The organism is Paraburkholderia sp. BR13444, from assembly GCF_040948755.1.
Classification (GTDB): Bacteria; Pseudomonadota; Gammaproteobacteria; order Burkholderiales; family Burkholderiaceae; genus Paraburkholderia; species Paraburkholderia youngii.
This window is the reverse complement of sequence record NZ_JBFPKM010000014.1, coordinates 41,452-55,110: the sequence shown is the minus strand read 5'-3', so window position 1 is coordinate 55,110 and position 13,659 is coordinate 41,452. Positions and strand designations below refer to the sequence as shown.

The 13,659-nt window shown below is 64.1% G+C and carries 13 protein-coding genes; 2 read left to right on the top strand and 11 right to left on the bottom strand.

The annotated features are described in order from the left end of the window. Positions 1-7: 7 nt before the first annotated feature. Positions 8-1,351, bottom strand: coding sequence for a hemolysin family protein (locus AB3X95_RS30075; protein WP_176123346.1), 1,344 nt, complete (start codon positions 1,349-1,351; stop codon positions 8-10). A gap of 90 nt (positions 1,352-1,441) precedes the next feature. Next, entirely contained in the window at positions 1,442-2,263 is an 822-nt protein-coding gene (locus AB3X95_RS30070; RefSeq protein WP_176123347.1) for a sensor histidine kinase KdpD, read from the bottom strand. 197 nt (positions 2,264-2,460) lie between these two features. Between AB3X95_RS30070 and AB3X95_RS30065 the strand changes: the two genes are divergently transcribed. Then, positions 2,461-2,802 carry an FKBP-type peptidyl-prolyl cis-trans isomerase gene (locus AB3X95_RS30065; RefSeq protein WP_176107182.1) on the top strand — a complete coding sequence of 114 codons (342 nt, stop codon included), beginning with the start codon at positions 2,461-2,463 and terminating at the stop codon, positions 2,800-2,802. Between the two features lie 19 nt (positions 2,803-2,821). After that, entirely contained in the window at positions 2,822-3,610 is a 789-nt protein-coding gene (locus tag AB3X95_RS30060; RefSeq protein ID WP_368623257.1) for an AraC family transcriptional regulator, read from the top strand. Between the two features lie 18 nt (positions 3,611-3,628). Here AB3X95_RS30060 and AB3X95_RS30055 read toward each other — a convergent pair whose 3' ends face one another. The 9 genes from AB3X95_RS30055 to trpB all read right to left on the bottom strand — a co-directional run bounded on the left by AB3X95_RS30055 (position 3,629) and on the right by trpB (position 13,639). Next, a complete protein-coding gene (locus tag AB3X95_RS30055) occupies positions 3,629-4,825 on the bottom strand; it encodes an O-succinylhomoserine sulfhydrylase (protein WP_368623256.1) in 1,197 nt (398 codons plus the stop codon). A gap of 120 nt (positions 4,826-4,945) precedes the next feature. Further along, positions 4,946-6,496 (bottom strand): amidophosphoribosyltransferase, encoded by a 1,551-nt coding sequence (gene purF / locus AB3X95_RS30050; protein ID WP_176107179.1) that lies wholly within the window; start codon positions 6,494-6,496, stop codon positions 4,946-4,948. Between the two features lie 89 nt (positions 6,497-6,585). Beyond that, complete coding sequence (locus AB3X95_RS30045) at positions 6,586-7,137, bottom strand: CvpA family protein (protein ID WP_176367568.1); 552 nt, start codon at positions 7,135-7,137, stop codon at positions 6,586-6,588. A 7-nt stretch (positions 7,138-7,144) separates the two neighbouring features. Further along, entirely contained in the window at positions 7,145-8,107 is a 963-nt protein-coding gene (locus AB3X95_RS30040) for an SPOR domain-containing protein (RefSeq protein WP_368623255.1), read from the bottom strand. A gap of 29 nt (positions 8,108-8,136) precedes the next feature. After that, positions 8,137-9,447 (bottom strand): bifunctional tetrahydrofolate synthase/dihydrofolate synthase, encoded by a 1,311-nt coding sequence (gene folC, locus AB3X95_RS30035; RefSeq protein ID WP_176123353.1) that lies wholly within the window; start codon positions 9,445-9,447, stop codon positions 8,137-8,139. 228 nt (positions 9,448-9,675) lie between these two features. Next, a complete protein-coding gene (accD, locus tag AB3X95_RS30030) occupies positions 9,676-10,548 on the bottom strand; it encodes an acetyl-CoA carboxylase, carboxyltransferase subunit beta (RefSeq protein WP_176123354.1) in 873 nt (290 codons plus the stop codon). A 78-nt stretch (positions 10,549-10,626) separates the two neighbouring features. Beyond that, a complete protein-coding gene (gene trpA, locus AB3X95_RS30025) occupies positions 10,627-11,439 on the bottom strand; it encodes a tryptophan synthase subunit alpha (protein WP_176367565.1) in 813 nt (270 codons plus the stop codon). 82 nt (positions 11,440-11,521) lie between these two features. Beyond that, positions 11,522-12,436 carry a site-specific DNA-methyltransferase gene (locus AB3X95_RS30020; protein WP_368623254.1) on the bottom strand — a complete coding sequence of 305 codons (915 nt, stop codon included), beginning with the start codon at positions 12,434-12,436 and terminating at the stop codon, positions 11,522-11,524. 9 nt (positions 12,437-12,445) lie between these two features. Next, positions 12,446-13,639, bottom strand: coding sequence for a tryptophan synthase subunit beta (gene trpB, locus AB3X95_RS30015; RefSeq protein WP_013092943.1), 1,194 nt, complete (start codon positions 13,637-13,639; stop codon positions 12,446-12,448). Positions 13,640-13,659 lie beyond the last annotated feature (20 nt).

Below are 13,659 nucleotides of genomic sequence, written 5' to 3'. Positions count from 1 at the left end.
TCGGGCCTCAACCACCCTCGTCGTCGAACACCTTCGGATACACGCGCACCAGCACGATGCGCGGTCCCTTCATCTTCTTGACCACGACGTCGAAGTCTTCGAACTCGACGCGCTGCCCTTCGCCGGGCAGATCGTTGAGGGCCTGGATCACGAGGCCGCCCACGGACTCGGCCTTGCCCTCGTCGATGTCGATACCCAGCGCCCGTTCGAGCGACACCACCGGCAAGCTGCCCTTGCCCATCAGCGTGCCGTCGTCCATGCGGGTCCAGTCGGCGTCGCCCTGGCGGAACTCGTCGTGGATCTGTCCGACCAGCGCGCCGAGCAGGTTGTCGAGCGTCAGGAAGCCGATCGGTTTTTCGTTCTTGTGGCCGACCAGCGCGAAGTGCGGCGCGCCTTTGCGAAAGCGCCGGAACAGTTCGAGCGCCGGCATGTCCGGCTTCACGTACTGCACGGGGCGCACGTAGCGCGACAGGTCTTCGAGCGTGCTGCCCGCCTGACGCGCGAGCAGCAGGTCCTTCAGATGGATCATGCCGGCCACGCGTTCGCCCGAGGCATCCTCGAACAGCGGATAGCGGCTGAAGCGGTGCCGCGCGACCACCTGCATGTTCTCGCGCAGCGGCAGATCGCGCCGCAGGCAGACCATTTCATGCGACGGCCGCATCAGATCCGATACGGTCATACGCGAGAAGTCGAGAGAATGCGCGATCGTGTTCCATTCGTCCTGGCTGTACGCGCCGGTCGACGAACCGAGTTCGCTCGCGACGTTCGCGCGGCGGCCGCGCAGGATCAGCTTGAGTTCCTCGGTCGAGTAATGCGAGTCGTGGCCGTGGTCGGTATCGAGGCCCGCGGCCTTCAGCACCGTGTTCGCGCTCGTGTTGAGCAACCAGATGGCGGGGTACATCGCCCAGTAGAAACCGTACAGCGGTGTTGCGGCCCACAGCGAAATTTTCTCCGCCTCGCGGATCGCCAGAGACTTCGGCGCGAGCTCGCCGACCACGATATGCAGGAACGAAATGCACGAAAACGCGAAGAACAGCGAAATGCCGTGGATCAGCCTCTCGGACTCGACGCCGATCAACGAGAAGAGGGGCATCAGCAGTTGCGCGAAAGCCGGCTCGCCGATCCAGCCGAGCCCGAGCGACGCTAGCGTGATGCCGAGCTGACACGCCGACAGATATGCGTCGAGCTGTCCGTGCACCTTCGCGAGCAGACGGCCGCGCATGCCATGCTGGGTGGCGAGGCTTTGCACGCGGGTCTGCCGAAGTTTGACCAGACCGAATTCGGCAGCGACGAAAAAGCCATTGAGTGCAACCAGAAACATTGCACCGATGAGGGCGACAACCTGAATCAAAGCGACGGGCTCCGGCAACAAAAGTTGTCAGTATAGGGTTGAAAGCCCTATGAAATCTTCATTGTGCGCGAACGCATTCGCGCGCGACGCTCATTTCGGCACCGCCGCGCTGAACGGCACGCGCAGCACGAGCGTGGCGGGCGTCGCGGTGACGCTGCCCGCTTCCGTCGAATCGCTTTGCTCGAAGCTGCCGCCATGCGCCTCCGCGACGCGCTTGCACAACGCGAACACCCACGCGATGCGCTTCGCCTCGCGCGGCTCGCCCGCCTGCTTGCGCGCGAACGCTTCGAGCACGTGCGGCAGCGCCGCGTCGTTCAACGCGGCCTCGTTCGGCTCGTACGCGACGCTCGCATGCCATGTGCCGTTGTCCGCGCGCGCGGCCAGTGCGACCTCGGCGCCCCGCGCGCTCGCTTCGACGGCGAACGTCAGCATCAGCCACAGCGCGGCGGCGAGACGAGCGCGGTCGCCGTTCAGTTGCTCGGTGGCGATCTGCGAGTCGAGCCGCACTTCGACGCCGCGCGCGCGGGCGAGGCCGGCGCGGACTTCCTCGATGGTTTCGGCGAGCAGCGGATGCAGCGGAAAAGGTTCATACGTGAGCGCGAGCGATTTCGTTTCGGCGCGCGTCGCGTCGACGATCGTCTCGAGCAGCTTCACCTGCTGATCGACGCCGCTGCGGATGCCGGTGATCGCGCGCTGCGAGTTGGGATCGTTCGCGTCGAGCTTGCGCTCGAGCACGTACGCCCAGCTATGAATCGCATTCAACGGACCGCGCAGGTCGTGCGACACCAGCGACAGCACATGATCGCGCATGAACAACGCGGTTTCCGCGCGCAGCAGCGCGCTGCGTTCGGAGATGACGAAGCCGGCCGACGCCGGCTGGGCGCCAGCAGTCCCGGTGGGTGACGTAGTCACGATCGAGTCCTCTCAGGCAGTGCTGGATGATGGGGGGAAGCCTCATTATAGGCATCCCGTTCCGACCGACCAGTCCGGGCCGAACCGCGAGGCGCGCCGCAATCCGCATGCCATGCGCGGAACCGGACAAGATTCGGCGATCGGCGTCAACGCGCCTACAATGTCGCTTTTACGTTTTTTGATCTGAGGAGCAACGCATGTCGACTGTGACGACCGAATCCGGCCTGAAGTACGAAGACCTCGTGGAAGGCACCGGCGCCGAAGCCGTCGCCGGCAAGACCGTGACCGTGCACTACACGGGCTGGCTGACCGACGGCCAGAAGTTCGATTCGAGCAAGGACCGCAATGACCCGTTCGCGTTCGTGCTGGGCGGCGGCATGGTCATCAAGGGCTGGGACGAAGGCGTGCAAGGCATGAAAGTCGGCGGCAAGCGCAAGCTGACCATTCCGCCGCAACTCGGCTACGGCGTGCGCGGCGCGGGCGGCGTGATTCCGCCGAACGCGACGCTCGTGTTCGAAGTCGAACTGCTCGCAGTCTGAGCTGCACGTAAATATTGTCATGGGCCACGCCGCCGTCACTGCCCCTAACGTTTCGCTGCGCTGCTATGGCGCGATCGAAGCGTCGGACGTGCACGACTTCCACCAGGTCGTGCTGGGGCTCGACGGCGCGATGGTGATGGCGGTGGACGGCGTCGCGGAGCAGATCGACGCCGGCTCCGCATGGCTGATCCCGGCCGGCGCGCGGCACGAATATTCGGGCGTCGGCACCAACCGGCAGCTCGTACTCGATTTGCCCGCGACGTCGCTGGCGGTGCCCGAGCGGCTGTTTGAGCGCGCGCGAGCCGTGGCCGTCGATCCAGCGCTCGCGCAACTCGTGCACACGATTGCCGCGCATGCGGCGGGCGGCGTGGGCGAAGCGCAAGACGATGCCTTCGGTCACCGTCGCTTCCATTGGGATGCCGCCGCACGTCTGGGCGCCGCGCTGGTCGTCGATTCCGGGGCGCTCGCCGGTGCCCAGAGCGAAGGCGTTCGGCTCGATTTCGCGCGCATCGACCGCTGGCTGCGCGCGCATCTGTCCGAGCCGCTGAAGATCGCCGACCTCGCCGCGCACTGCGGCTTCGGCATGCGGCGTTTTCACCAACTGTTTACCGATGCGTTCGGCGAGACACCGCATCGCTATTTGCAGCGGCTGCGGCTCGACACGTCGGTCACGCTGCTCGCGGACCCACGTCTTTCGTTGACCGATATCGCGCTCGACATTGGCTTCGGCGATCAGAGCGCTTACACGCACGCATTTACGCGGCGTTTTGGGCTGGCGCCCGGGCAGTGGCGCGCGTTGCGGCACTGAGGGCGGCGAAGGTTCCTGTCAGCCTTCTAATCCACGCTGCAGATCCGCACGGATATCGGCCGCGTTTTCGAGCCCCACCGCAAGCCGGATCAGACCTTCGCTGATGCCCGCCGCCGCGCGCGCTTCGGGCGTGATGCGGCCGTGCGTGGTCGTTGCCGGATGCGTGATCGTCGTACGCGTGTCGCCCAGGTTGCCGGTGATCGAACAGACCTTAGTGCCGTCGATCACGCGCCATGCGTTCGCACGCATCTGTTCCGGCGTGTCGCCCTTCAGTTCGAACGACACGATCGCGCCGCCCGACTTCTGCTGACGCATCGCGAGCGCATGCTGCGGATGCGATTCGAGCCCCGGATAGAACACGCGATCGACGGCCGGATGCGAGTCGAGCCAGCGCGCGATTTCGAGCGCATTCGCCGACTGCTTTTCGACACGCAGCGACAGCGTTTCCATGCCTTTCAACAGTACCCACGCGTTGAACGCGGACAGCGTCGGCCCGGCACTGCGCACGAACGGAAACACCTTTTCCATGATGAATTGCTTCGAACCGACCAGCGCGCCGCCGAGCACACGGCCTTGGCCGTCGAGGAACTTGGTCGCCGAATGCATGACGACGTCCGCGCCCAGTTTCAGCGGTTGCTGCAACGCCGGGCTGCAGAAGCAGTTATCGACGACGAACAGCGCATTCGCGGCCTTCGCGATCCTGCCGATCGCTTCGATATCCGAAACCTCGGTCAGCGGGTTGGAAGGCGTTTCGAGGAAGAACATCTTCGTTTCGGGACGCACCGCTTCGTTCCACGCGTTCAAATCGGTCGGATCGACGAACGTGGTCGTGATGCCGAACTTGCTGAAGATCTGCGAGAACATGCCGAGCGTCGAGCCGAACAGCGCCCGCGAGCTCACGAGGTGGTCGCCCGCCTGCAACGTCGACATCACGACCGACATGATCGCGGCCATCCCCGACGCCGTCGCGATACAGGCCTCGCCGCCTTCGAGCGCGGCCAGCCGGTCCTGGAACATCGAGACGGTCGGATTCGAGAAGCGCGAGTACGTGAAATAGTCTTCGGAGTTCCTGAAGCGCTCGGCGGCTTCCGCGGCGCTCGCGAACACGAAGCTCGAGGTGAGGAAGATCGCTTCCGAGTGCTCGTTGAAGTCGCTGCGCGCGGTGCCCGAGCGGACGGCCAGCGTGTCGAAGTCGAGGTTCAGGGAGTCGTCCATGTTGGGTCTGGTCTCCAGGAGTCGGTCGCTGCCTCGGCGGCTAAATGAGGCAGCAACAAAAAAGCCCGCTTTGCATCGGCATAAGCGGGCTTCGTGTGCGGAAAGGTGCGGTGTGTGCGCTCAACCCACCGACAGTTGCAGATGCAGCTGCGAACGCGCCGGGCCGCCACCGTCGATCGCTTCGCTCGCGGCATCGCGATCCGATTGCGACGACGGCGCGAGACGCGCGCTTTCGATGCGGTCGAGGTACTCGGTCGTGATGTCGCCGGTCACGTAGTTGCCGTCGAAGCACGAAGCCTCGAACGCCTTCAGCGCCGGGTTGATATCGCGCACCGCCTGCTTCAGCGCGTCGACGTCCTGGTACACGAGGTGATCCGCGCCGATCATGCGCGCGACTTCCTCGTCCGAGCGGCCGTGCGCGACCAGTTCGCCGCGCGTCGGCATGTCGATGCCGTAGACGTTCGGGAATTTCACCGGCGGCGCCGCCGACGCGAAAATCACCTTGTTCGCGCCCGCATCGCGCGCCATCTGCACGATTTCGTGCGACGTCGTGCCGCGCACGATCGAGTCGTCGACGATCAGCACGTTCTTGCCCTTGAACTCGATGTTCATCGCGTTCAGCTTCTGGCGCACCGACTTCTTGCGCACCGCCTGGCCCGGCATGATGAAGGTACGGCCTACATAGCGGTTCTTGAAGAAGCCCTCGCGATACTCGACGCCGAGCTTCTTCGCGACCTGCATCGCGGCCGGGCGCGACGAGTCGGGAATCGGCATCACGACGTCGATCGCGACGTCGGGCAGCTCGCGCTTGATCTTCTCGGCGAGGTAGTCACCCATGCGCAGACGCACGTTGTAGACCGGCACGCCGTCGAGCACCGAATCCGGACGCGCCAGATACACGAGTTCGAAGATGCAGGGGTTCAGGCTCGGAGCCGTCGCGCACTGCTGCGAATGCAGTTGGCCTTCCGCGTCGATGAAAACCGCCTCGCCCGGCTGCACGTCGCGCACGAATTCGAAACCGATGCCTTCGATCGCCACCGATTCCGACGCCAGCATCCACTCGACGCCTTCAGCCGTTTCCAGCTTGCCGAGGCACAGAGGGCGAATACCGAACGGGTCGCGGACGCCGAGCAGACCGTAGCCGGCGATCAGCGCGACGATCGCATAAGAACCCCGCACCCGCCGATGCACGCCCGATACCGCCTTGAACAGCGCGGCCGGATCGAGTTGCAGACCCGAACTCGACAGTTGCAATTCGTGCGCGAACACGTTGAGCAGCACTTCGGTATCGGAATTGGTGTTCACGTGGCGGCGATCGATGCGGAACATCTCATCTTTCAGCTGCTGCCAGTTGGTCAGGTTGCCGTTGTGCGCGAGGATGATGCCGAACGGCGCGTTCACGTAGAACGGCTGCGCCTCTTCTTCGCTCGACGCCGAACCGGCGGTCGGGTAACGGACCTGGCCGATGCCGGTCGTGCCCGGCAGGCTACGCATGTTGCGCGTGCGGAACACGTCGCGCACCATGCCGTTGGCCTTGTGCATGTGGAAATTGCTGCCGTTCGCCGTCGCGATGCCGGCAGCGTCCTGACCGCGATGCTGCAGCAGCAGCAGGCTGTCATAGATCAGCTGGTTGACCGGGGAGTGGGAAACTACGCCTACGATGCCGCACATGGCATGTCCTTCAAAGGTACAAAATTCGTGATGGCGACCGGTGCCTATGCTCGCGCCCGCGCTTCGATGCGACGGGACGCGCTACGCCGTCATGGCAGCCGGTATGCGCCGGAGTCCTGTTGCGCGTTGCTCGGGGCGCCCAGATCGTCCACATGGACGTAAGCGGCGAGCGCCTCGGGGAGCAGCGGTTTCATCGCGCGTACGCCCGCAACCGCATATGGACGAAGCAGCGCGTTGCGCCAGAATTCCTCTTTGGGCAGTTCGGTCAAGCCTGCGAGGGCGACCAGAATCAGCACCAGAACGACCCCGCGGACGAGGCCGAACATCAAACCGAGCGAGCGGTCCGCACCGCCCAGGCCCGTGACCTGCACGAGACGGCTGAGCAGCGCGCTCACCACGCTCGCGACCAGCACTACGCCGATCACCACGAGCGAAAAAGCCAGCAGCCACTGCGTCAACGCGCCGCCCGGCCAGGTGGACGGGATGTACGGGACCACGTAGCCGACGAACTCGCAGGCGACGAAAAACGCCGCGACCCAGCCGATCAAACCAAACACTTCCGACAGCAAACCGCGCCAGGCGCCTCGCAGCGCCGACAAACCGATCACCGCCATTACAGCGTAGTCGAAGGCAGTGAACATCGCTCGCTTACTGTGCGCTGCCGCCGTTCGAGCCCGATACGAGGCCCGCCTCGCGGACCTTCGCGACAGCGGCGGTGGCCGCGGCGCGGTCGGCGAACGGGCCCGCACGCAGCAATGTCAGCGTAGAACCGTCGGCTTGCTTCCGGTGCTCGGTATATGTGGGCACGCCCGCCGCTTTCAACTTCGCGGCCCAATTGCGCGCATTCGCTTCGTTCGAGAAGGCGCCGAGCTGCACCGCGAAACGGTTGCCCGGCGGCGAGGCCGGCGTGCCGGAGTTCGCGTCGGCGCTGGCGGTGGCCGGATTCGCGTCGTCGTCGGTCGATGCCGACGGTGCGGCGGCGGGTGGTTTCGTCTGTTTGGCGGGCGCGGCGGGACTGGGGTTGGCAGCAAGTGACTGCGTTTGCGGCTTCGCGGCGGGCTTCGGCGTCGCGGCGGTAACGGTGCCGGTGGCGACGGACGGGGCCGTGCCCTGTTTCGCTGCGGTCGATTGAGCCGATTGCGTTGGTTTCGCGGCAGAGGCCGGGGCCGCCGCCGTTGTCGCCGCGGATGCCGCGGTCGCTGCCGGCGCGAGGCTGGACGCCGCGATGCCGCTGTCGGCGGCCGGCGGATTGTCCGGCGCGACGCCAGCTTGCACGTCTTCGTTGGCGGTGGATCTGGAGAGCCTCGGCGCGGGCCGGTTGGGGATGTCGATCGAGATGTCGTCGGTGACGGGCTTCGGGTGCGAATCCAGCACCATCGGCAGAATGATTACCGCCGCGACGACCAGTGCGATTGCGCCGACGAGCCGGCGGCGCGCGCGCTGCTTTTCCGGCAGCGTGGGGTCGAGCAGCATTGCATCTGCATCGACGGTGCGCTCGGTGCGGCGGGTACGCCGCTCGACGCGCTCACCGCGGGCGGCCCGATTGGAACTGGTGTTTGCGCCGCGCCGGCTAGGCGCGTCGTCTTTCTTGCCGAACGAGAAAATTCCCATGAATCGCTTGGTTCGAGCCTGGCGCCCGCTCAGTGTTGCTGCGATTTCCGGTAGGCCATCACACCCGCTACCGTATAGAAACTGCCGAAAACCACGATTCTATCATTCTCTGACGCACGTTTTAGCGCGTCCTGGAAAGCCTCTGCCGGCGTCGAGTAACGCGTGACGCTGCTGTCGGCGCTGTCGTCCACGCCCAACTCGCGCAACGCGGTTTCCAGCTCTTGCGCGGACGCGGCGCGCGGGGTCGGCAGATCGGTCACGCACCAGTGATCGATCTCGCCTTTCAGATGACTGAGCACGCCGGCGATGTCCTTGTCGCGCATCGCACCGAACACGGCGTACGTGTAAGGGAAAAAGCCCATGTTGCCGAGATTCTGCCCAAGCACCGCGGCGGCATGCGGGTTGTGGCCGACATCGAGCACGATGGACGGCTTGCCCGGCAGCACCTGGAAACGGCCCGGCAAATCCACGTTGGCGATGCCGAGCCGGATGTCCTGCGCCGACACCGGCAGACGGTCGCGCAATGCTTCGAGCCCGGCCAGCGCCGCCGACGTGTTGATCAGCTGATTCGCGCCGCGCAGCGACGGATAGGCGAGCGCCGAGCGCCGCAGCGTCGGTCCGACGTAGCTCCACTGCTGACGCTCGCTGCCGGCTTGGCCTTCGTAACGGAAGTCGCGGCCGAACAGCCACAATTGCGCGCCGATCTTTTCCGCGTGATCGATCAGCGATTGCGGCGGCACCGGGTCCGCGCAGATTGCCGGCTTGCCGGGGCGGAAGATACCGGCCTTTTCGAAGGCGATTTTCTCGCGCGTGTCGCCGAGATAGTCGGTGTGATCGATGTCGATGCTGGTGATGATCGCGCAGTCGGTATCGAGGATATTGACCGCGTCGAGACGCCCGCCGAGGCCGACCTCGAAAATCACCGCGTCGAGGCCGCGCGACGCGAACAGGCTCATGATCGCCAGCGTCGTAAATTCGAAGTAGGTCAGCGAAACCGGTTTGGCCAGGCTCTGGCGCGCGGCTTCGACCGCTTCGAAGTGCGGCAGCAGATCTGCGTCGCTCGCCATTGCGCCGTTGATGCGCGCGCGTTCGTTGAACGACAGCAGATGCGGCGACGTATGGCAGCCGACGGTGTAGCCCGCGCGCAGCAGAATCGCTTCGAGAATCGCGCACGTCGAGCCTTTGCCGTTCGTGCCGCCGACCGTGATGATCGGGCACGCGAACGACAGCTGCATCGCATCGCGTACCTGGGAGATGCGGCTCAAACCCATGTCGATGCCGACCGGATGCGCGGATTCAAGGTGCGTGAGCCACGCGTCGAGGGTGGGGAATGTCGTCATCGGGTGAATCTTGAGTGAGTCGCGGTAGTTCTGTCTGCAGTGCTGCGAAGGGTGCTGGTCAGGCGGTCGCGGTCCGGATCGCGGTCGCCGGTCATGGGTGGAGACCGGGTTTGTGCGCATAAACCTCGAAACGGCATCGCAGGCGACCGTAATTATCCCGGAAATGACAGCGCGCCGCTTGATTGCTCACGCGGCGCGCTATTTTGTTGATTGCTTCGGTGCCGGTTCTTACGCGACCGCGTCCGCCGGCTGATGGCTCAACAGCGCCAGCAATTGCGCTATCTCTTCGCGCAGCTTGCGACGATCGACGATCATGTCGATCGCGCCCTTTTGCAACAGGAACTCGGCGCGTTGGAACCCTTCCGGCAGTTTCTCGCGCACCGTCTGTTCAATCACACGCGGGCCGGCAAAGCCGATCAGCGCCTTCGGCTCGGCGATCACGACGTCGCCGAGGAACGCGAAACTCGCTGACACGCCGCCCATCGTCGGGTCGGTCAGCACCGAGATGAACGGCAGCTTGGCTTCGGCCAGCTTCGTGAGCATCGCGGTGGTCTTCGCCATCTGCATCAGCGACAGCAGGCTTTCCTGCATCCGCGCACCGCCCGAAGCGGTGAAGCAGATGAACGGCACTTTCTGTTCGAGCGCGTTCTGTGCGCCGCGCACGAAACGCTCGCCGACCACCGAACCCATCGAGCCGCCCATGAACGAGAACTCGAAGTTCGCCACGACGACCGGCAGCGTGTGAATCGCGCCGCCCATCACGACCATTGCATCGGTCTCGTCCGTTTCATCCATCGCCTCTTTGATGCGCTCGGGATACTTGCGGCTATCTTTGAACTTCAGCGCGTCGACCGGAACGATTTCCTGGCCGATTTCGTAGCGGCCTTCCGGATCGAGCAGGCTGTCGAGCCGCTCACGCGCGCCGATGCGCATGTGATGGTCGCACTTCGGGCAAACATGCAGATTGGCCTCCACGTCGTTGCGATACAGCACGGCTTCGCACGACGGGCACTTGATCCACAGGCCTTCCGGAATTCCCTTGCGGTTCTTCGGGTCGGTTTGTTTGATTTTTGGCGGCAGCAGCTTATCGAGCCAGCTCATAGGGAATCCTTCTGGGTCAGCAGTCGCGCAAACGGCGGGACGAGCCCGCCGCTCACGTTACCGCGACAAAAATAACTGTTATCGGGCAGTCGCGACGCTATCGAGCGCCTCGCGCACTTCGGCAACGAAACGCTTGAGCGTCTCGGCAGCGGCGTCGGGCGCTGCCTGTTCGAGCAATTGAACGATACGGCTGCCGATCACGACGGCATCGGCCACCTCGCCCACCGCACGCGCCGTTTGCGCGTCGCGAATGCCGAAACCGACGCCCACTGGCAGGGGGACGCGCGACTTGATGGCCGGGATTTTACTCGCGATGCTGGAAACGTCCAGATTTGCGGCGCCGGTGACCCCTTTCAGCGACACATAGTAGACGTAACCACTGGCGATGCGGCCGACTTCGGCGATACGTTCGTCGGTTGAGGTCGGCGCGAGCAAAAAGATCGGATCGATACCGGCAGACTGCATCTGTTCAGCGAAGTTAACGCATTCTTCAGGCGGATAATCGACCACCAGCACGCCGTCGACACCGGCTTCCTTCGCGGCTTTCGCGAAGGCCTCGGCGCCCATCCGCTCGATCGGGTTCGCATAGCCCATCAGCACAACGGGGGTTTTGTCGTCGGTTTGGCGGAAGCGCTGGACGTCGGCCAGCACGTGACGCAGCGACACGCCCTTTGCGAGCGCACGTTCGGACGACTGCTGGATCACGGGACCGTCGGCCATCGGATCGGAAAACGGCACGCCGAGTTCAATCACATCGGCGCCGCCGGCGGCGAGCGCGTGCATGAATTCGACCGTGCGAGCCGGGTCCGGATCGCCTGCGGTCATGAACGGGATCAAGCCTTTCTTACCTTGGGCCGACAGCGCGGCAAACGTGTTCTTGATACGGGACATGGAAGTATTCTCGAATGAGGGCTACTGCGCGCTCATCACCGCGCGCGCCTTTAGGCGAAATTAGCGGCATATTTCGCGGTTTTCACTGCACTTCGGTCGACGGCTGCACTTTGGGCTTCGATCGGGTCCGACGCGTTGGAGCAGGCGTAGCGGCGGCGCTGACGCGCTCGCGCGCTATCGCGCAATAGCTCTCGTTGATCTCATAGCCGACGAATTCGCGCTGATGACGGACGCAAGCGACTGCGGTGGTACCGCTGCCCATGAACGGGTCGAGCACGCGGCCGCCCTTCGGGCAGCTGGACAGCACCATCCGCTCGACGATTTCCAGGGGTTTCTGGGTCGGATGCGCGACGCGCTCGGCATGTTGCCGATGCAGACGCGAGACCGACCAGACATCCTTCGGATTATAGCCAAGCTCCAGCCACTTGCTTCCTTCGAACAACTTTCGCGAACGCGCCTTCTTCGTGACTGCATCGTACGGGATGCGGACGGGATCGAGATCGAAGAAATAGTCCTTCGACACCGCGAAAAAACCGATGTTGTCGTGCACCGACGTGAAGCGGCGCGTGGTGCCGCCCATACTCGGCACGCGCCGGTCCCAGATGATTTCGTTGACCATCACGAGTTTCGTCTTCAGGAAACTGAAGATTTCCGGCGCGTATTGCCAGGTGCAGAAAATGTAGAGCGAACCCGACGGCTTGAGCTTCGGGACAGCCCGCTCGAGCCAGCCACGCGTCCAGACGAGAAATTCCTCGCCCGTGCGCATGTCCGAGTCGTTGCCATAGTCCTTCCCCAGTCCGTAAGGCGGATCGCAGACGATCAGGTCGATCGACCCGTCGGGAATGTTCGCTACATCGGTCAGAAAATCGCGGTTCAACAGCTGAATGCCGGCCGGCACTTGCGCAAGCAGCGGTGCAGATGCCGCGGCCGCCGGTACTTTGGCGGCCGGATTCGTGGTTTCAATCGCCGGTTGCGGCTCGTCGAACTCGTCGCGCATCGCCGCGGCTCAGAACTGGATACCCGATCGCTCGGCGACCGTGTGCATGTCCTTGTCGCCGCGGCCCGACAGGTTGACCAGCAGGATCTTGTCTTTCGACAAGGTCGGCGCGAGCTTCGTGGCGTACGCGAGCGCGTGGCTCGACTCCAGCGCAGGAATAATGCCCTCGATGCGGCAGCAGTCGTGGAACGCCTTCAACGCTTCTTCGTCGGTAATGCCGACATACTGCGCGCGGTTGCTCTCTTTTAGCCACGCGTGCTCGGGGCCGACGCCCGGATAGTCGAGACCTGCCGATACCGAATGCGTCTCGATGATCTGGCCGTCTTCATCCTGCAGCAGATACGTACGATTGCCGTGCAACACACCGGGGCTGCCGCCGATCAGCGAAGCCGCGTGGCGACCCGTTTCGATGCCGTCGCCGGCCGCTTCGACACCAATCAACTGCACGGATTTGTCATCGATGTACGGATAAAAGATACCCATTGCATTCGAACCGCCGCCAACACATGCGATGACCGCATCCGGCTGGCGACCGGCGAGTTCGGGCATTTGCACGCGGCATTCGTCGCCGATCACACGCTGGAAGTCGCGCACCATCATCGGATACGGATGCGGACCCGCAACCGTGCCGATGATGTAGAACGTATTTTCGACGTTGGTGACCCAGTCGCGCATCGCTTCGTTCAGCGCATCCTTCAGCGTGCGCGAACCCGATTCGACCGGCACGACGGTCGCGCCGAGCAGCTTCATGCGGTACACGTTGGCGGCCTGGCGGCGTACGTCCTCGGCGCCCATGTAGACCACGCACTCCATGCCGAAGCGCGCGCAGATCGTCGCCGTGGCCACGCCGTGCTGACCGGCACCGGTTTCAGCGATCACGCGCGGCTTGCCCATGCGCTTGGCGAGCAGCGCCTGGCCGATCACGTTGTTGATCTTGTGCGCGCCGGTGTGATTCAGGTCTTCACGCTTCAGATAAACCTGCGCGCCGCCGAGCAATTCGCTCCAGCGCTGTGCATGATAAATCGGGGAGGGGCGACCCACGAAATACTTCAGTTCGCGCTCGTATTCGGCGACGAATTCCGGGTCTTTCTGATATTTCTCGTACGCTTCGCGCAGCTCGTCGAGTGCGGAAAACAGCGTTTCGGCTACGAACACGCCGCCAAACTGGCCGAAGTGGCCTCTTTCGTCAGGCAAGTTGTACATGGTGATCACTCTTCTCAGGA